Source organism: Erwinia sp. AC075 (assembly GCF_979253995.1).
In genome coordinates this window covers 2,508,943-2,527,758 of the sequence record NZ_CEEDEU010000001.1, presented here as the reverse complement: position 1 = coordinate 2,527,758, position 18,816 = coordinate 2,508,943, and the positions used below count along the sequence as shown (strand labels likewise).

Sequence of the window (18,816 nt, the reverse complement as noted above, 5' to 3'; positions counted from 1 at the left end):
AGCATGCTGGCCGTCCGTTTCAGCGATAAAAAAAGCGGGCCACAATGATTGCGGCCCGCTTTTTCAGTGCTGAACAGATCAGCGCTTTTTCTTGCCACCCTGAACCGCTTTAAAGCGCGGGTTACTTTTACAGATAACGTAGACACGACCATGACGGCGGACAACTTTGCAGTCTTTATGGCGTTTCTTGGCCGACGCCAGCGAGCTTAATACCTGCATGATGACGCCTTATTTATCTAAAGATGAAGTAAAGAAGCGACCAAAGCGCTGATTAAAGCGATGCGCGCTGCCTTCTTTGGCAAAGTCTTTCTGCTTACCGGTGTAATAAGCATGAGACGCTGAAGAGACGTCCAGCGGGACGTAAGGCAGCACTTTGCCCTCCAGCTCGATAGTGCGATCGGTTTTGATGGTTGAACCGACCACGAAGTAGGTGTCTGCGCTGGTATCGTGGAACGCCACGGTGCGGTAAGCCGGATGAATACCTTGTTTCATAAATCCTCACTCAAATAAGTAATGTTATAACATAACAATAATTATGCGCGTGCGCTGAGCGAATTGCAACTGGAAAAGAGAGGCAGGGGAGAAGGGCAAAAAAAAGAGGCCGCATTAGCGGCCTCTCAGTACAGCAATCAAATGCTGATTAGTGCGGGTTGTGCTCTACAGGATGACCCTGTTCCAGCTCTTCTTTGTTCTTGCCGAAGCGGCGGCGAACCACCACAAAGAAGACCGGCACGAAGAAGATAGCGAACAGCGTTGCGGTCACCATGCCGCCCATTACCCCGGTACCCACCGCATTCTGCGCACCGGAACCTGCACCGGTACTGATCGTCAGTGGCAATACGCCGAGGATAAAGGCCAGCGAGGTCATCAGGATCTGGACGCAGACGCATACGAACGGCTTCAAGCGTCGATTCGACCAGACCTTTGCCTTCCTTCTCCATAAGGTCCTTGGCGAATTCTACGATTAATATCGCATTCTTCGCCGACAGCCCAATGGTTGTCAGCAGGCCTACCACGAAGTAGACGTCATTACTGAGTCCGCGAACGGTGGTAAAGATCAGTGCCCCAATAACCCCAAGCGGGACCACCAGCATCACCGAGAATGGAATCGACCAGCTCTCGTACAAGGCCGCCAGACAGAGGAAGACCACAATTAACGAGATGGCGTACAGAGCCGGTGCCTGGTTACCAGACAAACGTTCCTGATACGACATTCCCGTCCAGTCATAGCCGATCCCTGAAGGGAGCTGAGAAGCGATTTGCTCCATCAGGCCCATCGCTTCACCCGAGCTCTTGCCCGGTGCCGGTTGCCCCAGGATCTCCATTGAAGGCAGACCGTTGTAGCGTTCCAGTCGTGGCGAACCATACTGCCATTTGGCAGATGCGAAGGCGGAGAACGGCACCATGGTTCCACTAGAGTTACGGACGAACCATTTGTTGATGTCGTCCGGTAACATACGGGAATCCGCTTCACCCATTACGTACACTTTCTTCACACGACCGCGGTCGATGAAGTCGTTGACGTAAGATCCGCCCCACGATGCACCCAGCGTGGTGTTGATGTCAGAGATTGAGACGCCGAGGGCTTCTGCTTTCTCCTGATCAATCATCAGCTTGTACTGTGGTGTATCTTCCAGTCCGTTCGGGCGCACGCCAACCAACACATCAGGATGCTTGGCAACCATGCCCAACAGCTGATTACGGGCCTGAGTCAGCGCATCGTGCCCCAGGTTACCCTGGTCAATCAGTTCAAAGTCGAAGCCGGTGGCGTTACCCAATTCGATAATCGCCGGCAGGTTAAACGGAATAACCATGGCATCTTTGATTTCGCTGAACGCCTTCATGGCACGTCCGGCAATCCCGTCAACTTTGTTCGCTGCACCTGAACGCTCGTCCCACGGTTTAAGGCTGACGAAGGCGATACCGGTGTTCTGACCACGTCCCGCAAAACCAAAGCCGTTAACGGTAAAGACGGATTTAACGTTGTCTTTTTCCTTGGTCAGGAAGTAGTCAGTCACCTGGTCGAGAACTTTCTCAGTACGTTCCTGAGTCGCGCCCGCAGGTAACTGTGCCTGTGCCAACAGCAGGCCCTGGTCTTCTTCCGGCAGGAAGGAGGTCGGAAGCTGAATGAACAGGTACGCCATGCCCACCACGATCAGCAGGTAAATCACCAGATAGCGACCTGTGCTACGGATGATATGACCCACGCTGTTGGTATAGTGGTTGGTGCTCTTATCGAACATACGGTTGAACCAGCCGAAGAATCCGGTGGTTTTACCGTGGTCGCCTTTCTTAACCGGCTTCAGCATCGTTGCGCACAGTGCTGGCGTCAGCACCAGGGCAACAATTACCGACAGCACCATTGCCGAGACGATAGTGATCGAGAACTGACGGTAGATAACCCCGGTCGAGCCGCCAAAGAAGGCCATCGGGATAAATACCGCAGACAGCACCAGCGCGATACCCACCAGGGCACCCTGGATCTGCTCCATTGACTTCTTGGTCGCTTCTTTCGGCGGTAGGCCCTCTTCAACCATCACGCGTTCGACGTTCTCGACCACGACGATGGCATCATCTACCAACAGGCCTATCGCCAACACCATCCCGAACATCGTTAGGGTGTTTATCGAATAACCGAAAGCACTAATAATGGCGAAAGTTCCCAACAGAACCACCGGAACGGCGATAGTCGGGATCAGCGTGGCACGGAAGTTCTGCAGGAACAGATACATCACGATAAACACCAGCACAATCGCCTCAATCAGGGTTTTCACCACTTCAATGATGGAGATTTTAACAAACGGCGTGGTGTCGTACGGATAGACGGTTTCCATCCCTGACGGGAAGAACGGTTCCAGCTTTTTCAGCTCATCCTTAACGGCTGCCGCGGTGTCCAGGGCGTTAGCGCCGGTCGCCAGTTTGATACCGATACCGGACGCAGGCTTGCCGTTATAGCGCGCAATGATCTCGTAGTTTTCACCGCCGAGCTCAATGCGTGCCACATCTTTCAGCAGAACACGCGAACCATCCGCATTCACTTTCAGCAGGATCTTGCCGAACTCATCGGTCGAGGTCAGACGGGTCTGAGCAATGATCGAGGCGTTCAGCTGCTGGCCTGGCACCGGTGGAGAGCCGCCGAGCTGACCTGCAGCGACCTGGGAGTTCTGTGAGTCAATGGCGCTAATCACATCTACCGGGGTCAGCTGATAGTTATTCAGCTTGTGCGGATCCATCCAGATACGCATCGCATACTGCGCACCGAAGATCTGCGTATCGCCGACACCCAGCGTACGACTGATTGGATCCTTGATGTTAGAGGCCACATAGTCAGAAATATCATTCTGATTCATGCTGCCATCTTTACTCACAAAACCGGCCACCATCAGGAAGCTGCTGGAGGATTTCTGAACCTGGATCCCCTGCTGCTGCACTTCTTGTGGCAGTAATGGTGTCGCCAGCTGCAGTTTGTTCTGCACCTGAACCTGCGCGATATCCGGGTCGGTCCCTGACTGGAAGGTCAGAGTTAACTGCAACGTACCGGAAGAATCACTGTTCGATGACATGTACATCAGGCCATCGATACCATTCATGTTTTGTTCAATAACCTGCGTGACGGAGTCCTGCAGTGTTTTCGCATCGGCACCAGGGTAAACAGCGCGAATCTGAACGGCCGGCGGAGCAACATTAGGATATTGCTCAATCGGCAGTTTTAGAATCGACAGCACGCCCATCAGCATGATGATGATGGCGATTACCCACGCAAAAATGGGGCGATCGATAAAGAACTTAGCCATGTATCAGCGGCTCCTGTTTAAGACTTAGGTTGTTCAGATCCAGCCTGTTTGGCTTCATCTGCAGTGACTTCCTGTGGAGTAACCTGAGCGCCAGGTTTGGCTCTCTGCAATCCAACGGTAATCACCTTATCGCCTTCTTTCAGACCACTGGTCACCAGCCATTTATCGCCGATAGCCTGCTCAGCCGTCAGAGTGCGGACTTCTACTTTATTATCTGCACCAATCACCATCGCCGATGCCTGGCCCGTTGGCGTACGAGTAACCGCCTGCTGAGGCACTAACAGCGCGCTTGGGTTGGTTCCCTCTTCCAGACGGGCACGAACAAACATTCCTGGCAGCAGTGAGTGGTCCGGGTTAGGGAACACGGCACGCAGCGTGATGGAGCCCGTTGTCTCATCAACGGTGACATCAGAGAATTCTAATGTTCCGCCCTGAGCGTATTCGCTACCATTTTGCAGAAGAAGTTTGACCTGAGCCTTGCCGTTAGCCTGCTGCAGCTTGCCGGAGTTCAGTTCATCACGCAGGCGCATAAAGTCTTCACTCGACTGTGTGACGTCTACATAGATAGGATCAAGCTGTTGCACGGTAGCCAGTGCGGTGGTTTGCGCGCTCTGAACCAGTGCACCTTCCGTGACGGAAGATTTCCCAATGCGACCACTGATAGGGGAGGTCACTTTGGTGTAGGCCAGATTAATACGCGCGGTTTCAACGTTGGCTTTCGCAGCCTGAACGGCAGCTGCCGTCTGACTTTCGGTGGCTTTCGCCGTGTCGTAATCCTGCTGACTGATGTACTTGGTACCCAGCAGCGGCTGATAACGTTTAACGGTCACCGCAGCAATTTGCGCGTTGGCCACAGCCTGCGCTAAATCGCCTTTGGCACTGTCATACGCCGCCTGATAGGTTGCGGGATCGATCTGGTAAAGAGATTGTCCTGCCTTAATGTCGCTCCCTTCCACGAAATTACGTTTCAAAATAATGCCCGAAACCTGTGGGCGAACTTCTGCAATACGGAATGATGAGGTGCGACCTGGAAGGTCGGTGGTGATCTGCAATGGCGCGTTTTTAAGCGTTACAACACCCACTTCGGGTGGTTTTTGCTGTCCGGCCTGCTGCGCTTCTTTGTTATCACATCCTGTCAGCATAATGCTGCCTGAAAGCATCAGAACGGCCGCCAGAGGCGTTAACCCTCTGTTTTTGTTCATAAATAAACCTCGAGTATCCGATTTCGATTGTTCAATGGATCACAAACCCATAAACCCATTGCTGCGTTTAAATTATGGTCGTGGTATGTTACATACATTCGCAAATGTATGTAAGTGCACCCTTTTGTAAAAGTCACCCTATGGCACGAAAAACCAAACAACAGGCGTTAGAAACGCGAAATCACATCATTGATGCGGCAATTGGCAGATTTTCCGAGCATGGCGTATCCAAAACATCACTGGCCGATATCGCGACTGCGGCTGGCGTGACGCGTGGTGCAATTTACTGGCATTTCAAAAACAAAGCTGACTTGCTAAATGAAATCTGGGCACAGTCCGAATCAGGACTGGAAGACTTAGAGCTTGAGTATCAATTAAAATACCCTTCCGATCCACTCTCCGTTATGCGTGCAATGATTACCTATGTCCTTGAAGCCACGGCAAGGGACCAGCGCAGACGCTCACTTCTGGAAATTATTTTTCATAAATGTGAGTTTGTGGGTGAAATGACCACTTTACAGATGATGCAACAAACTCTGTATCTTGAGTGTTACGAGAAGATTGAAGAGGTCCTCCGTCAGTGCATTGAAGCTGGGCAACTTCCTGTTGAACTCGACACCCGACGCACCGCGGTCGTGATGCGAGCTTACATCACCGGGATTATGGAAAACTGGCTATTTATGCCGGAAAGCTTTGATTTAGCAGCCGATGCGCCACAGCTGGTGGAGGTATTGATCGACATGCTTCTGCACAGTCCAGCGCTGCGGACCCGGGCGCATTAACCTTTTTCAGCCGGCTGTTCAGTCGCTAATTTGGCTTCAAAATCTTTCTGCACCATCGCCAGCGCGGCCAATACCGTTTGCGGCGCGATAGCATTCTCTTCCAGCAGCATGATCAGATCCACCGCCAGCTTAACTTCTGCAGGCGCATTTTCCAGTGACATAGCAATTTCCTCTGATAGCCGAATAAGGCATTAAATACGCAGTTTTTTTACCAACAGAACCATCAACAGCGCGCCAGCGATGGCGATCAGCAGCGCGCGTGGCTCGATTTCTGACAGCGTGCCGTAGTTAAAGAACACCCCGACGTAGCCGCCGATCAGCGCACCAACCACCGCCAGCACCAGCGTTGGGATCAGCCCGCCTGGCCGGCCGGGGAAAAAGCGCCGGGTTAAAAAACCGACCAGCAAGCCGATGATAATCCACGAAAGAAGTCCCATCTTTTCTACCCAGAATGAAATTTTATCCAAGTATAGCTAGTGTTCACGCTTTTCAATGGCGCGCTCGATACGCTTAGTGGCTTGCAGGCAACGTTGCAGACGTCCTTCCTGCGCCGCAATTTCCCGCTGCAGGTTTTGCTGTTGGACCAGCGTTTCGCATTTCGCCAGCTGACTTTCGCGATCGGTAATCATATCCCGCAGCCGCCGTTCGTAATCCTGATGTTTCGCCAACTTTTCGTAGAGGTTCTCACTGACCGGTTCAGCAACGGCTTCGCCTTTACGCAAGGTCTGCGTGGCCAGCTCCCGTTGCAAGGCGCTGATTTGCAGCACCACGCGCTCGGCCAGCCAGGCCACACGCTCGGTGCGCTGGTCGGCAACGCTCTGGTTGAGCATTTTCAGGCTCTCCCTGATCTCCAGCAAATAATCTCCCAACCGGGTGCTGTGAGAATGAAATAACTGGGCATCAAAACGCGCTTTGGGCGTCCGTTTATTGCGGTGAGGCTCGACGGCTTCAGCCAGCTGCTCCAGCCGGGAGGCTAACTGCTCCAGCATAAGGGCACTTTTCATCTTCGATCTCCAGGCATTGCCCTGATTATGCTAGTCTCACCTCGTGTGAGGGAGGGATGTAGAGCAATGAAGCGGATCATTCTACTGATTATTGGCTGGTTAGCGATGGCGCTGGCGACACTTGGCGTAATTTTACCGTTATTACCGACTACGCCCTTTCTGTTACTGGCGGCCTGGTGCTTTGCCCGATCCTCTCCACGCTTCCACCACTGGTTGCTGCACCGTTCGCTGTTTGGCCCTTACTTACGCCACTGGCAGAAGCACCGGGCGCTGCCGCCCAAAGCGAAAGGGCGCATGGTGGTGTTTACCGTCATCACCTTTGCGGTTTCTCTGTGGCTGGTCAACATTCTCTGGGTGCGGCTATTGTTAGTCTGTCTGCTCTGCATCCTGATCCTCTTTATGCTCAGGCTCCCGGTTGTTGAGGATCCGCAAGAAAAGCCGTGATTTTGCGGTGTATGGTTGCAATTGCCCGACGGTTTGCATAGATTTGGTCGTTTTCGTGCGTAGCTTCCCCTGACGTTCTCTTTTTGCCCTGTGACAGAGTGTCAGTGCAGATGAAGCTGCGCGAGTCAGATTTGTATTTACCAGGCATAACACTATGACCGCGACTGCTCAGCAGCTTGAATTCCTTAAAAACAGTATCAAAAGCATCCCGGATTACCCTAAGCCGGGCATTCTGTTTCGTGACGTGACCAGCCTGCTGGAAGATCCCACCGCGTTTGCACTCAGTATTGAACTGTTGGTTGAACGCTATCGTGACAAGGGGATCACCAAAGTGGTCGGCACTGAAGCCCGTGGCTTCCTGTTCGGCGCGCCGGTGGCGTTAGGTCTGGGTGTGGGCTTTGTTCCCGTGCGTAAGCCGGGCAAACTGCCCCGTAAAACTTTCGCCGAAAGCTATGAGCTGGAATACGGCACCGACCAGCTGGAACTGCATTGCGATGCCATCGGCCCTGGCGATACCGTGCTGATGGTCGACGATTTGCTGGCGACCGGTGGCACCATCGAAGCAACGGTGAAACTGATCCGCCGTGCCGGTGGCGAAGTGAAAGATGCCGCTTTCATTATCAATCTGTTCGACCTGAGCGGTGAAGCCCGCCTGAAGGCGATGGGGATCGACTCCTTCAGCCTCGTTAACTTCCCCGGGCACTGATCCCGCAACCTTCAGCCTCGCCGTAAAGGTGGGGCTGTGTTAGCATTACCCTCCGGTTCACTCAACACATCCCGCGAATTAATGAGCTATCAGGTACTGGCCCGCAAGTGGCGTCCACAAGCGTTTACTGATGTCGTCGGTCAGGAGCATGTCCTGACAGCGCTGGCTAATGGCCTGTCGCTCGGCCGCATCCATCACGCTTATCTGTTTTCCGGCACCCGAGGTGTGGGAAAGACCACTATTGCCCGCCTGTTGGCGAAAGGACTGAATTGCGAAACCGGCATTACGGCGACCCCGTGTGGTCAGTGTGATAACTGTCGTGAAATCGAACAGGGGCGTTTCGTTGATCTGATTGAGATTGATGCCGCCTCACGTACCAAAGTTGAAGACACGCGAGACCTGCTGGATAACGTCCAGTACGCCCCTGCGCGTGGCCGCTTCAAAGTTTACCTGATTGATGAAGTGCACATGCTTTCCCGTCACAGCTTCAATGCGCTGTTAAAGACGCTGGAAGAGCCGCCTGAGCACGTCAAATTCCTGCTGGCGACCACCGATCCGCAAAAGCTGCCGGTGACGATTCTGTCGCGCTGCCTGCAGTTCCATCTGAAAGCACTGGATGTCGAACAGATCCGCGGTCAGCTTCAGCATGTGCTGCAGGAAGAAAAAATTGAGGCTGAGCCGCGTTCGCTCCAGCTATTAGCCCGTGCGGCTGATGGCAGCATGCGTGATGCGCTGAGCCTGGCCGATCAGGCGATTGCCATGGGGCAGGGACAGGTCACCACCGTGACGGTCAACGCCATGCTCGGCACGCTGGATGATGAACAGCCGCTGGCGCTGATCGAAGCGCTGGTCAATGCGGAAGGCGAGCAGGTGATGTCGCTGCTGAATCAGGCGGCTTCCCGTGGCGTGGAGTGGGAAGCGCTGCTGGTTGAAATGCTGACCTTGCTGCACCGCGTGGCGATGATCCAGCTGCTGCCTTCGGCGCTGGGTGATGATTACGCCGCCGTTGAACAGCGCCTGCGTGAACTGGCCCGCGTGCTGCCACCGCCCGATGTGCAGCTCTATTATCAGACGCTGCTGGTGGGCCGCAAAGAGCTGCCGCTGGCCCCGGATCGCCGCATGGGCGTGGAAATGACGCTGCTGCGTGCGCTGGCTTTTCACCCTAAACAGGTGATTGCGGAGCCGGTCGCGCGTCCGTCCATGATGCCGCAGGCCCAACCTGTGGCACCACAGGCGGCAACGCCAACGCCACCGGCGGCCACCACGCCTGCCCATACCGTGCAGGACGCGGAAGCGCCGGGGAACATGCCCGATACGACCAACCAGCTGCTGCTGGCGCGAACACAGTTGATGCGCCAACAGGGAGCGACCAAACCAAAAAAGGATGAGCCGGCAGCGCAACGTGCGCGGCCGGCAAGTTCGGCACTGGAGCGGTTGGCTTCAGTTACCGAGCGCGGCCAGAAGCGGCAGCTTGCCGCTGAACCCGCCGCGCCGGTAAAAGAAGAGGCGTATCGCTGGAAGGCGCAGACGCAGGAAGACGCGATCCCCGAGCCGGTTGCCACGCCAAAAGCGTTGCGCACCGCACTGGAGCATGAGAAAACCCCGGAGCTGATGGCCAAACTGGCCGCAGAATCGCTGTTGCGGGACGCCTGGGCGGCAGAGATTGCGCAGTTGACGTTACCGAAGCTGGTGCAGCAAATGGCGCTGAACGCCTGGAAAGAGCAGACGGAGAGCGGCATTTGCCTGCACCTTCGCTCCAGCCAGCGCCACCTGAATTCCCCCTCAGCGCAGAAGGTGCTGACGGAAGCATTAAGTGCCGTCTCCGGTCAGCCGGTTGAACTGACACTGGTAGAAGATGATAATCCCGCGGTGTTAACGCCGCTGGAATGGCGTCAGGCGATTTACGAAGAGAAACTGGCGCAGGCGCGTCAGTCGATTATTGCGGATAATCATATTCAGACGCTGCGTCGGTTCTTCGATGCAGACGTGGATGAAGAGAGCATTCGCCCCCTTTGAAACGCTGCATTATCGCTTTGGCGGTATGCGGCCCGATCTGAGAGAGAAAAACTATGTTTGGAAAAGGCGGACTGGGTAACCTGATGAAACAGGCCCAGCAAATGCAAGACAAGATGGGCCAGGTTCAGGAAGAGATCGCGGCAATGGAAGTCACCGGTGAATCAGGCGCAGGCCTGGTGAAAGTCACCATCAACGGTGCACATAACTGCCGTCGTGTTGAAGTCGATCCAAGCCTGTTCGACGATGACAAAGACATGCTGGAAGATCTGGTTGCTGCAGCCTTCAACGATGCGGCACGTCGCATTGCGGAAGTGCAGAAAGAGAAAATGGCCGGTGTGTCTAACGGTATGCAGTTGCCACCTGGCTTCAAGATGCCGTTCTGATGCAGACCAGCCCGCTCCTTGAAAGTTTGATGGAGTCGCTGCGCTGCCTGCCAGGCGTTGGGCCGAAATCGGCCCAGCGTATGGCTTTTCAGCTTTTGCAGCGCGATCGCAGTGGCGGTATGCGTCTGGCTCAGGCGTTGACGCGTGCGATGTCTGAAATTGGTCATTGTTCCGACTGCCGGACCTTTACCGAGCAGGAAATCTGCACCATCTGCGCTAATCCACGTCGTCAGCAAAATGGTCTGATTTGCATCGTGGAAAGCCCGGCCGATATTCATGCCATTGAGCAGACCGGGCAATTTGCCGGCCGCTACTTTGTGCTGATGGGCCACCTTTCACCGCTCGATGGCATTGGTCCCAATGACATTGGTCTGGATCGGCTGGAGCAACGGCTGGAAAAAGAGTCTATTCAGGAAGTTATCCTCGCCACCAACCCCACTGTGGAAGGGGAGGCAACCGCCAACTACATCGCTGAAATGTGCGGGCAGTATGGCGTTGACGCCAGCCGCATCGCCCACGGCGTGCCGGTCGGTGGTGAGCTGGAAATGGTCGATGGCACCACGCTGTCGCACTCTCTGGCCGGACGCCACAAGATTAGATTCTAACCATTCAACGGCACGATCCGTCGTGCCTGCTTGAAATCCTGTTGTTTGCCCCCACTCTACTTCTCAACGTATATCCATCCGTATTAGTTGAGGTAGCAATGACCATGAAAGGACAAGAGACGCGTGGCTTCCAGTCAGAGGTAAAACAGCTTCTGCACCTGATGATCCATTCCCTCTATTCAAACAAAGAAATCTTCCTGCGCGAGCTGATCTCCAACGCATCTGATGCCGCTGACAAGCTGCGTTTCCGCGCGCTATCCACGCCGGATCTCTATCAGGGCGATGGCGACTTGCGCGTACGGGTTTCCGTTGATAAGGACAACCGCACGCTGACGCTGAGCGATAACGGCATCGGTATGACGCGTGACGAAGTCATTGAAAACCTGGGCACCATTGCCAAATCAGGCACCAAATCTTTCCTTGAATCGATGGGTTCCGACCAGGCGAAAGACAGCCAGCTGATCGGTCAGTTCGGTGTTGGTTTCTACTCGGCATTTATCGTGGCGGACAAGGTCACCGTGCGCACGCGTGCGGCTGGTGCAACCGCTGACGAGGGCGTGTTCTGGGAATCGGCCGGTGAGGGCGAATACACCCTGGCCGATATCACTAAAGAAGACCGTGGCACGGAAATCACCCTGCATCTGCGTGAAGGTGAAGACGAGTTCCTTGATGCCTGGCGTGTGCGCAGCATCATCAGCAAATATTCTGACCACATCGCGTTGCCGGTAGAAATCGAAAGCCACAACGAAGAAGACGACACCACCAGCTGGGAAAAGATCAACAAAGCCCAGGCGCTGTGGACGCGTAACAAGTCGGAAGTCAGCGAAGACGAATACAAAGAGTTTTACAAGCACGTTTCTCATGACTACGCCGATCCCCTGACCTGGAGCCACAACCGCGTGGAAGGGAAGCAGGAATATACCAGCCTGCTGTATATCCCAACCCAGGCGCCGTTTGATATGTGGAATCGCGACCACAAGCACGGCCTGAAACTGTACGTGCAGCGCGTATTCATCATGGATGACGCCGAGCAGTTTATGCCGAACTATCTGCGCTTTGTGCGCGGCCTGATAGATTCCAGCGATCTGCCGCTGAACGTCTCCCGTGAGATCCTGCAGGACAGCCGCATTACCCAAAACCTGCGCAACGCGCTGAGCAAGCGTGCGCTGCAGATGCTGGAGAAAGTGGCGAAGGACGACGAAGAGAAATATCAGCAGTTCTGGCAGCAATTCGGTCTGGTGTTGAAAGAAGGCCCGGCTGAAGACAGCGCCAATGGCGAAACCATCGCTAAACTGCTGCGTTTCGCCAGCACCAGCAGCGAAGGTTCTGCGCAGAAGGTGTCGCTGGAAGATTACGTCAGCCGCATGGTCGAAGGTCAGGACAAGATTTACTACATCACGGCCGACAGCTATGCCGCCGCGAAGAGCAGCCCGCACCTGGAGCTGTTCCGCAAAAAAGGTATCGAAGTGCTGTTGCTCTCCGATCGTATCGATGAGTGGATGATGAGCTACCTCACCGAGTTCGATGGCAAACAGTTCCAGTCCGTCAGCAAAGACGATCAGGATCTGAGCAAGCTGGCCGACGAAGAGAGCGAAGAGCAGAAAGAAGCCGAAAAGGCGCTAGAGCCGTTTGTTGAGCGCGTGAAAACGCTGCTGGGCGATCGCGTGAAGGAAGTGCGTCTGACGCACCGTCTGACCGACACGCCGGCTATCGTTACCACTGAAGCCAACGACATGAGCACCCAGATGGCGAAGCTGTTTGCCGCTGCGGGCCAGGCCGTGCCGGAAGTGAAGTATCTGTTTGAGCTGAACCCGGACCATGCGCTGGTGAAACGCACGGCGGAGACGCAGGACGATACGCACTTTGCGGAGTGGGTTGAGCTGCTGCTCGATCAGGCGATGCTGGCTGAACGCGGCACGCTGGAAGATCCCAACCAGTTTATCCGCCGCATGAACCAGCTGCTGCTGGCGTAAGGCATCCTACTGGCACTGTCATCACCAGGGGGCGAAGCGATTCGCCCCTTTTTCTTTTCTGCCGTTCTATCCCACCATGGCCGCTTCTTCTAACAGCCAGCGGCGAAACAGTTCGATCTCCCGCTCTTCCTTGCGTGACGCCTTAACCATCATCCAGGTTGCCCTGTCGACCTCGGCAAAGCCCAGCGGCGCGATCAGCGATCCCTCACGGATCTCTTTTTTCACCAAGATCTGCGGCGTCATAATAATCCCCAACCCGTTGCGGGCTGCCTGGATCGCCAGCGTCAGATTATCAAAGTGCTTTCCTGCCCAGAAATCGCCCCGTGCGCCGGTTTTCTTCGCCCATTCAGCCCAGGCGTGCAGCTTGGTATCCGCGTGCAGCAGCGGCAGGGTAGAGAAGTCCGTTTCATAGGTAAAGCGGTTGCTGAACGAGGGCGCGCAGACCGGGCCGATATAATCGACGGTGATAAGCGTGGCGGCAATATCGTCCTGCACCAGCTGTTCATGGCTGAGGATCAGCAGGTCGGACTGCTCGTTGCGCACCCGCTCAATATCCACATGGGTCTGGAACGTCAGCGCAATATCTTTGTGACGCTCGGTAAACCGGCTAATCCTCGGGATCAGCCACTGCGCGAGGAAGCTGGGTGCGCAGGAGACGGTAAGGCTGTTCAGGTTTCTGGCGCGGATCTTCTCACAGGTGGTTTCGATCTCACGGAAGGTGTGCATACAGCAAACTTTCAGCCGCTCGCCGTCAGAGGTCAGCTGTACCCGACCATTCGCCCGCAAAAACAACGGCTTCCCTAACCACTCTTCCAGCAGTTTTATCTGATGGCTGACCGCACTGTGGGTCACGCTCAGCGACTGCGCCGCCAGACTGAAATTCTGATGCAGTGCGGCCTGATGAAAATAGCGCAGGGCGCGCAGTGAGGGGAGTCCTGACATAAGAGTGCTCTGTGAGAAAAACTAACAGCAAGTGTCTGTTTATATCATTTTAAAGTCCAGTCGGTTTTACCTAATCTGATTTCGCAGACAGGGAGGTCTGCCCGAAAACAAAGCTGCAGGCTCTTAACTGCAGCGCATGAGGCGGCCATCTCTCCCCGGATTAACCCACGATTACATACAACAGCGACGTGAAGGAAAGGAAAATGACAACACAGCATTCCGTAAAAACACAGCTTGTAATGTTTACCGGTGGACGTGATAGCACACTGGCAGCGTGTTATCTGATGTTACAGGGTATCCCTGTGCATCTTTGGTCAGGAAACAGTGGATGTTCACTGCATCGTGGCATTTTATCGCACCGGGTTGATGAGCTGAAAAACCGCTTTGGCGATTTGGTGGTTGACCATACGGTGGCGGATATCAGCGGGGCATTCCGCTCCATCGCCATTGAACACCTGGAAGACGATATCCTCAAATACCGGAAAAACCTGGTGTTATTGGGCGAGAAACTGGCAATCCATGCCCATCTGGTGGATTTCTGTCGACGTAACGACATCAACACCATTAACGATGGCATCACCCATTATCAGATGGAGTTCCCGGAGCAGCGGCAGGTGGCGAAATCGTTCCTGATGGAGATGATGGCGCAGTTTGATATCAACTATCAGTCGCCGATCTATGAATTCGCACAGTCAGCGGATGACGTGAAATATCGCCTGCTGCAGCTCGGGATTTCCACCAAATCGCTGGAAGGCATCAGCATCTTTGCTGACAGCTTCTCCACCCCAAGCGATGAAGTGATCCTCGCATATCTGAAAGACAAAACCCCGCTGGCCCTCAACATTGTGCGTTTCCTGTCAGGCGAAACCCTGACCACCCAGCTGCTGGGTAAAACGACCAGTGCCGCTGCCTGATACGGTCTCTTTATGCGACGTAACCTTCGGGTTACGTCCTTTTTCGGAGCCTGATATGAAAATTATCGTGAAATGTGCGGCCATTATCATCTGGCAGCGTTCCTTGTTGCTGACCCGCAAGCGGGGGACCAGCACCTTTATCTCGCCTGGCGGCAAGCCGCTGGCCGGGGAAGATCATCTGGCCTGCCTGAAGCGCGAACTGCAGGAAGAGCTGGGTGTGCAGGTGAAAGCGTTCCGGCCTTTTGGCCTGTTTCACGGCCTGGCGGAGTTTGAGGCCACGGCCATTGAGAACCACGTTTATCACGTGGAGATCGCCGGCCAGCCGCGCGCCGGATCGGAAATTGAAGAAATTGCCTGGGTTAACTACCGCAGGCCACCTTGTGAAATCGCGGTGGGTTCGATCTTCCGCGATAACGTTATGCCACTGCTTTATCAGCAAGAGTTGATTAACTAATGGATGCATCCTCCTTATCACCCCATTTACAGACGGTTCACGGCGAGCAATTTTTTAAGCGAGCGCGTATGCAACGAGATGAATTAAGAGAAGAGCTTTCCCGCCTGTATAAGCTGCAGGAGTACGATATTTTCTTCGTCCAGTCCGTGCGGGTTGGGCTGGTGATCCTGTCGCACCTGTTCCATAAGCAGGAGACCACGCTGTGCCTGGCAAAGCATGCGCATTACCAGCCGGTGAGCGAACTGTTCCATCATCCGGCGTCGCAATTTACCGGGCCGGGCAACGTGCCGATTATCACGCACGTCAATCCTTACACCGGCGCGGTAAACAGCCTCGACGACAGTAAAGGCAAAGGCGTGGTGGATGCCTCCCACAGTTTCGCCACTAACCTGCACAGCGAGCTGATTGAAAAGAGTTCGATTTTTGTCGCGCCGATGCACAAGCATGCTTCGCTGACCGTTGGTTTGGCGATCATTGCCCTGCGCCCGGAGCATTTCAGTACGCTGATGCGCAGCGAACTGCGTCTGTTTGAAGAATCTACCGCCTCAGCAAAACCGCTGGAAGAAGCGATCGGCAATATTCGCAGCGCCAGCTGGCAGCCGTATAACGTGGCGAAAGTGATGAAGATAGCGCTGAAAGACATCGCCGGGATGGATTTCACCTCGATTAGCCATCCGGCGTTGCCGTTTGCCTGCTTTAACGTGCCACCGTTAAGCGACGCGCTGCAAAAGCAGGTGAAAGCCGCCGGTGCCAGTTACTTTGCCCACTCGAAAACCCTGCGGCTTTCTTGCTGGGAAAGGGGAGACGGCAAAAAGGCCGTCGATATGAGCCGCCAGGTCGAACGGGATCTGACTCAGCTTTGGGAGCAACCCTGAATGAAACAGACTCTGCCGCTGAACGGCAATATGATCGGCATCCTGGGCGGGATTATCCTCAGCACCGACTCGGTGTTTATCCGCCTGATGAATATCGAAGACTCATGGACGATTGTCGCGCTGCGTGGCGTTTTTATGTGGGGGATCTGTCTGCTGGTGTGGTCGCTGTGGGGGAAAAGTCGCAGCACGCTTGGCCAGCCCTGGTTAACCAAAGATAACGTCTTATCAACGCTGTTTTTCTGTATCTCGTCAGCCTGCTTCGTTAATGCGCTGAACCGGGGAAATGTGGCGACGGTGCTGGTGATTATTTCCTCGACGCCGTTTATTTCCGCGTTGATCTGTCGGCTGTTCTTTAAGATCAAAAGCGATCGCAGCGTAATGATCGCCGCGCTGGCGGGCATTGTCGGGGTGATCATCGTGATGTCTGGCCGTGCGGCAGGCGATCACGCGATCGCCAACGTCTACGCGCTGGCTACGGCGGTGTCGATGGCGCTGGCCTTTATCTTCACGTCGCGGGTGAAAGGCGGCACGGTGGGACTGCCGTCTCTCGGTGGCTTACTGGCGTCATTGCTGATTGCACTTTGGATGGGCCCGGAACTGAGTGCTAGTCTGAAAACGCTGACTTTTGCGCAATATGGCTGGTCGCTGGCCGAAGGCGCGCTGATCATGCCGTTGGCTATGGGTTTGATCACCTTATCCACCCGATATGTTTCCCCGGCAAATGCCGGACTGTTCCTGCTGCTGGAAACGGCGCTGGCGCCGTTATGGATGGCGGTATTCCTCGGGGAAATGCCGACAATTCAGGCAGTTGTTGGTGGCGCCGTGATCGTGACGGCGGTGATTTCGCAAACTATCTGGGCGCGTCGTCATGTTGCGGATGCCCGTTACGCGGACGCAGGTTAGACGCTGCGTTCCTTGTGGATAAAGGGCCATAATGGTATGGTTCTAGGCTTGGATAAATAGATCATTTAAGCGATTCGCAAGGGGATTTACGCAATGCGTATTATTCTGCTCGGTGCACCGGGTGCAGGTAAGGGGACTCAGGCTCAGTTCATTATGGAGAAATACGGTATTCCGCAAATCTCCACGGGTGACATGTTGCGTGCAGCAGTGAAAGCAGGCAGCGAACTGGGTAAACAAGCCAAAGAGATCATGGACGCCGGTAAACTGGTCACCGACGAACTGGTTATTGCGCTGGTCAAAGAGCGTATCGCTCAGGAAGACTGCCGCAACGGTTTCCTGTTAGACGGCTTCCCTCGCACCATTCCTCAGGCTGATGCCATGAAGGACGCGGGTATCAAAGTCGACAACGTGCTGGAATTTGCTGTACCAGACGAACTGATTGTTGAACGCATTGTGGGGCGTCGCGTTCATGCGCCTTCTGGCCGCGTCTATCACGTCAACTTCAATCCACCAAAAGTGGAAGGCAAAGATGACGTGACCGGCGAAGAGCTGACCACGCGTAAAGACGATCAGGAAGAGACCGTGCGTAAGCGTCTGGTTGAATACCATCAGATGACCGCTCCGCTGATTGCTTATTACAGCAAAGAAGCCGCAGAAGGCCACACCGCGTATCACAAAATCGACGGCACCCGTAAAGTGTCTGAAGTCAGCGCAGAGCTGGCTAAAATCCTCGGTTAATTTCTCAGGGGCCAGGCCTTGTCTGGCTCCTACTACAGCAATTGGTTTTCCCCCCGCCATTTTCCGCTAGAATAAGTCTCGTTTACATCACCCAAGATGCCCAGATAAGGAATAATAATGCGGCAAGATAAACCCGGCGTGCTGTTGGTGAACTTAGGCACACCTGATGCACCCACCACGCCTGCTGTAAAGCGCTACCTGAAACAATTCCTCAGCGATCCGCGCGTGGTCGATACGCCGCGTTGGTTGTGGTGGCCGATCCTTAACGGTGCGATCCTGCCGATCCGCTCTCCGCGCGTCTCCAAACTGTATGCCTCGGTATGGATGGACGAAGGCTCCCCACTGATGGTTTACAGCAAGCGGCAGCGTGCTGCGCTGGCAGCCCGACTGGATATGCCGGTTGAACTGGGCATGAGTTACGGCAACCCCAGCCTGAAAAGCGCGCTGGACAGCCTGATGGCGCAGGGCATTAACCGCCTGATCGTCCTGCCGCTCTATCCACAGTTCTCCTGTTCAACCGTTGCCGCGGTTTGGGATGGCATTACCAGCGTCTTCGCTGGTTATCGCAGCTTGCCATCCGTGGACTTTATTCGCGATTATGCCGAACATCCGGCCTATATTGCGGCGCTGAAAGCCTCCGTTGAGCGCTCTTTTGCCACCCACGGCAAACCCGATCTGCTGGTGATGTCTTTCCATGGTATTCCGCAGCGCTTTGCCGATGAAGGCGATGACTACCCTAAACGTTGCCATGACACCTATGATGCGCTGACCGCCTCGCTGGGTCTGACCGATCAGAATGCGATGCTCACCTTCCAGTCCCGCTTTGGTCGTGAACCCTGGCTGATGCCTTACACCGATGAGACGATGAAGTCGCTGCCGGCAAAAGGCATTAAGCATGTACAGATCATGAGCCCGGGCTTCTCTTCAGACTGCCTTGAGACGCTGGAAGAGATCAGTGAGGAGAACAAGGAGTTCTTTATCCACGCGGGCGGCACTAAATTTGAATACATTCCAGCCCTGAACGATGATGAATTGCATATCGATATGATGGTTGAGTTGGTCAACGGGCGGAGATAGCCGA

Annotated in this window: 20 protein-coding genes, 1 pseudogene and 1 other annotated feature; of the genes and pseudogenes, 13 read left to right on the top strand and 8 right to left on the bottom strand. The window is 54.7% G+C overall.

What is annotated here, in order from left to right:
- Positions 1-78: 78 nt before the first annotated feature.
- The 4 genes and pseudogenes from ykgO to AC0IXH_RS12035 all read right to left on the bottom strand — a co-directional run bounded on the left by ykgO (position 79) and on the right by AC0IXH_RS12035 (position 4,996).
- Positions 79-219, bottom strand: a complete 141-nt coding sequence (gene ykgO, locus AC0IXH_RS12050) for a type B 50S ribosomal protein L36 (RefSeq protein WP_013201062.1) — start codon at positions 217-219, stop codon at positions 79-81.
- A 9-nt stretch (positions 220-228) separates the two neighbouring features.
- Positions 229-492 carry a type B 50S ribosomal protein L31 gene (locus AC0IXH_RS12045; protein WP_013201063.1) on the bottom strand — a complete coding sequence of 88 codons (264 nt, stop codon included), beginning with the start codon at positions 490-492 and terminating at the stop codon, positions 229-231.
- A gap of 148 nt (positions 493-640) precedes the next feature.
- A pseudogene (locus AC0IXH_RS12040) lies at positions 641-3,794 on the bottom strand (efflux RND transporter permease subunit).
- A gap of 17 nt (positions 3,795-3,811) precedes the next feature.
- Complete coding sequence (locus AC0IXH_RS12035; RefSeq protein ID WP_013201065.1) at positions 3,812-4,996, bottom strand: efflux RND transporter periplasmic adaptor subunit; 1,185 nt, start codon at positions 4,994-4,996, stop codon at positions 3,812-3,814.
- Positions 4,997-5,136: 140 nt separating this feature from the next.
- On the opposite strand from AC0IXH_RS12035, the gene acrR reads away from it, so the two are divergent.
- On the top strand, positions 5,137-5,778 hold the full coding sequence (gene acrR / locus AC0IXH_RS12030) for a multidrug efflux transporter transcriptional repressor AcrR (RefSeq protein ID WP_013201066.1): 642 nt from the start codon (positions 5,137-5,139) through the stop codon (positions 5,776-5,778).
- Here the strand turns inward: acrR and rsmS are convergent.
- The 3 genes from rsmS to priC are packed head-to-tail and all read right to left on the bottom strand — an operon-like array spanning position 5,775 to position 6,782.
- Entirely contained in the window at positions 5,775-5,939 is a 165-nt protein-coding gene (rsmS, locus tag AC0IXH_RS12025; RefSeq protein ID WP_013201067.1) for a pleiotropic regulatory protein RsmS, read from the bottom strand. The two genes, acrR and rsmS, sit on opposite strands and share 4 nt — an antisense overlap.
- A 30-nt stretch (positions 5,940-5,969) precedes the next feature.
- Positions 5,970-6,215 (bottom strand): GlsB/YeaQ/YmgE family stress response membrane protein, encoded by a 246-nt coding sequence (locus tag AC0IXH_RS12020; RefSeq protein ID WP_053141873.1) that lies wholly within the window; start codon positions 6,213-6,215, stop codon positions 5,970-5,972.
- 36 nt (positions 6,216-6,251) lie between these two features.
- Positions 6,252-6,782 carry a primosomal replication protein PriC gene (gene priC / locus AC0IXH_RS12015; protein WP_013201069.1) on the bottom strand — a complete coding sequence of 177 codons (531 nt, stop codon included), beginning with the start codon at positions 6,780-6,782 and terminating at the stop codon, positions 6,252-6,254.
- A 66-nt stretch (positions 6,783-6,848) separates the two neighbouring features.
- Here priC and AC0IXH_RS12010 point away from each other — a divergent pair, with 66 nt between their 5' ends.
- From AC0IXH_RS12010 to htpG, 6 genes are all read left to right on the top strand, one after another.
- The gene (locus AC0IXH_RS12010; RefSeq protein WP_013201070.1) at positions 6,849-7,226 is read left to right on the top strand and encodes a DUF454 family protein; all 378 of its coding nucleotides are present in this window, start codon (positions 6,849-6,851) and stop codon (positions 7,224-7,226) included.
- Positions 7,227-7,380: 154 nt separating this feature from the next.
- Entirely contained in the window at positions 7,381-7,932 is a 552-nt protein-coding gene (gene apt / locus AC0IXH_RS12005) for an adenine phosphoribosyltransferase (protein WP_013201071.1), read from the top strand.
- Positions 7,933-8,013: 81 nt separating this feature from the next.
- Positions 8,014-9,948 carry a DNA polymerase III subunit gamma/tau gene (gene dnaX, locus AC0IXH_RS12000; protein ID WP_346566224.1) on the top strand — a complete coding sequence of 645 codons (1,935 nt, stop codon included), beginning with the start codon at positions 8,014-8,016 and terminating at the stop codon, positions 9,946-9,948.
- Positions 9,290-9,351 (top strand) — a sequence feature (DnaX frameshifting element). It overlaps the preceding gene by 62 nt.
- Positions 9,949-10,001: 53 nt before the next feature.
- Positions 10,002-10,331, top strand: a complete 330-nt coding sequence (locus tag AC0IXH_RS11995) for a YbaB/EbfC family nucleoid-associated protein (protein WP_013201073.1) — start codon at positions 10,002-10,004, stop codon at positions 10,329-10,331.
- Positions 10,331-10,936 carry a recombination mediator RecR gene (recR, locus tag AC0IXH_RS11990; RefSeq protein WP_013201074.1) on the top strand — a complete coding sequence of 202 codons (606 nt, stop codon included), beginning with the start codon at positions 10,331-10,333 and terminating at the stop codon, positions 10,934-10,936. The genes AC0IXH_RS11995 and recR overlap by 1 nt, the downstream gene beginning before the upstream one ends.
- Before the next feature lie 98 nt (positions 10,937-11,034).
- Positions 11,035-12,909 (top strand): molecular chaperone HtpG, encoded by a 1,875-nt coding sequence (gene htpG / locus AC0IXH_RS11985; protein ID WP_053141880.1) that lies wholly within the window; start codon positions 11,035-11,037, stop codon positions 12,907-12,909.
- A 66-nt stretch (positions 12,910-12,975) separates the two neighbouring features.
- On the opposite strand, the gene AC0IXH_RS11980 is transcribed toward htpG, so the two are convergent.
- A complete protein-coding gene (locus tag AC0IXH_RS11980) occupies positions 12,976-13,851 on the bottom strand; it encodes a LysR substrate-binding domain-containing protein (protein WP_013201076.1) in 876 nt (291 codons plus the stop codon).
- A gap of 203 nt (positions 13,852-14,054) precedes the next feature.
- On the opposite strand from AC0IXH_RS11980, the gene AC0IXH_RS11975 reads away from it, so the two are divergent.
- From AC0IXH_RS11975 to hemH, 6 genes are all read left to right on the top strand, one after another.
- Positions 14,055-14,765: a hypothetical protein gene (locus tag AC0IXH_RS11975; RefSeq protein ID WP_041691927.1), complete on the top strand. Its 711-nt coding sequence runs from the start codon at positions 14,055-14,057 to the stop codon at positions 14,763-14,765.
- Between the two features lie 55 nt (positions 14,766-14,820).
- Positions 14,821-15,219: an NUDIX hydrolase gene (locus AC0IXH_RS11970; protein ID WP_013201078.1), complete on the top strand. Its 399-nt coding sequence runs from the start codon at positions 14,821-14,823 to the stop codon at positions 15,217-15,219.
- Positions 15,219-16,094, top strand: coding sequence for a DUF6024 family protein (locus AC0IXH_RS11965; protein WP_013201079.1), 876 nt, complete (start codon positions 15,219-15,221; stop codon positions 16,092-16,094). Before AC0IXH_RS11970 ends, AC0IXH_RS11965 begins: the two co-directional genes overlap by 1 nt.
- Positions 16,095-16,997 carry a DMT family transporter gene (locus tag AC0IXH_RS11960; RefSeq protein WP_471720486.1) on the top strand — a complete coding sequence of 301 codons (903 nt, stop codon included), beginning with the start codon at positions 16,095-16,097 and terminating at the stop codon, positions 16,995-16,997. It abuts the gene before it with no gap.
- 93 nt (positions 16,998-17,090) lie between these two features.
- Positions 17,091-17,735 carry an adenylate kinase gene (gene adk, locus AC0IXH_RS11955; protein ID WP_013201081.1) on the top strand — a complete coding sequence of 215 codons (645 nt, stop codon included), beginning with the start codon at positions 17,091-17,093 and terminating at the stop codon, positions 17,733-17,735.
- A gap of 117 nt (positions 17,736-17,852) precedes the next feature.
- Positions 17,853-18,812, top strand: coding sequence for a ferrochelatase (gene hemH, locus AC0IXH_RS11950; RefSeq protein WP_013201082.1), 960 nt, complete (start codon positions 17,853-17,855; stop codon positions 18,810-18,812).
- Positions 18,813-18,816 lie beyond the last annotated feature (4 nt).

Excerpts from the sequence above, each read along its gene's own strand:
- priC (WP_013201069.1), bottom strand. The coding sequence starts at position 6,782 with ATGAAAAGTGCCCTTATGCTGGAGCAGTTAGCCTCCCGGCTGGAGCAG.
- rsmS (WP_013201067.1), bottom strand. The coding sequence starts at position 5,939 with ATGTCACTGGAAAATGCGCCTGCAGAAGTTAAGCTGGCGGTGGATCTG.
- acrR (WP_013201066.1), top strand. The coding sequence starts at position 5,137 with ATGGCACGAAAAACCAAACAACAGGCGTTAGAAACGCGAAATCACATC.
- AC0IXH_RS11970 (WP_013201078.1), top strand. The coding sequence starts at position 14,821 with ATGAAAATTATCGTGAAATGTGCGGCCATTATCATCTGGCAGCGTTCC.
- htpG (WP_053141880.1), top strand. The coding sequence starts at position 11,035 with ATGACCATGAAAGGACAAGAGACGCGTGGCTTCCAGTCAGAGGTAAAA.
- AC0IXH_RS12020 (WP_053141873.1), bottom strand. The coding sequence starts at position 6,215 with ATGGGACTTCTTTCGTGGATTATCATCGGCTTGCTGGTCGGTTTTTTA.
- AC0IXH_RS11980 (WP_013201076.1), bottom strand. The coding sequence starts at position 13,851 with ATGTCAGGACTCCCCTCACTGCGCGCCCTGCGCTATTTTCATCAGGCC.
- ykgO (WP_013201062.1), bottom strand. The coding sequence starts at position 219 with ATGCAGGTATTAAGCTCGCTGGCGTCGGCCAAGAAACGCCATAAAGAC.
- AC0IXH_RS11965 (WP_013201079.1), top strand. The coding sequence starts at position 15,219 with ATGGATGCATCCTCCTTATCACCCCATTTACAGACGGTTCACGGCGAG.
- dnaX (WP_346566224.1), top strand. The coding sequence starts at position 8,014 with ATGAGCTATCAGGTACTGGCCCGCAAGTGGCGTCCACAAGCGTTTACT.
- apt (WP_013201071.1), top strand. The coding sequence starts at position 7,381 with ATGACCGCGACTGCTCAGCAGCTTGAATTCCTTAAAAACAGTATCAAA.
- recR (WP_013201074.1), top strand. The coding sequence starts at position 10,331 with ATGCAGACCAGCCCGCTCCTTGAAAGTTTGATGGAGTCGCTGCGCTGC.
- AC0IXH_RS12045 (WP_013201063.1), bottom strand. The coding sequence starts at position 492 with ATGAAACAAGGTATTCATCCGGCTTACCGCACCGTGGCGTTCCACGAT.
- AC0IXH_RS11995 (WP_013201073.1), top strand. The coding sequence starts at position 10,002 with ATGTTTGGAAAAGGCGGACTGGGTAACCTGATGAAACAGGCCCAGCAA.
- adk (WP_013201081.1), top strand. The coding sequence starts at position 17,091 with ATGCGTATTATTCTGCTCGGTGCACCGGGTGCAGGTAAGGGGACTCAG.
- AC0IXH_RS11975 (WP_041691927.1), top strand. The coding sequence starts at position 14,055 with ATGACAACACAGCATTCCGTAAAAACACAGCTTGTAATGTTTACCGGT.
- AC0IXH_RS11960 (WP_471720486.1), top strand. The coding sequence starts at position 16,095 with ATGAAACAGACTCTGCCGCTGAACGGCAATATGATCGGCATCCTGGGC.
- AC0IXH_RS12035 (WP_013201065.1), bottom strand. The coding sequence starts at position 4,996 with ATGAACAAAAACAGAGGGTTAACGCCTCTGGCGGCCGTTCTGATGCTT.
- hemH (WP_013201082.1), top strand. The coding sequence starts at position 17,853 with ATGCGGCAAGATAAACCCGGCGTGCTGTTGGTGAACTTAGGCACACCT.
- AC0IXH_RS12010 (WP_013201070.1), top strand. The coding sequence starts at position 6,849 with ATGAAGCGGATCATTCTACTGATTATTGGCTGGTTAGCGATGGCGCTG.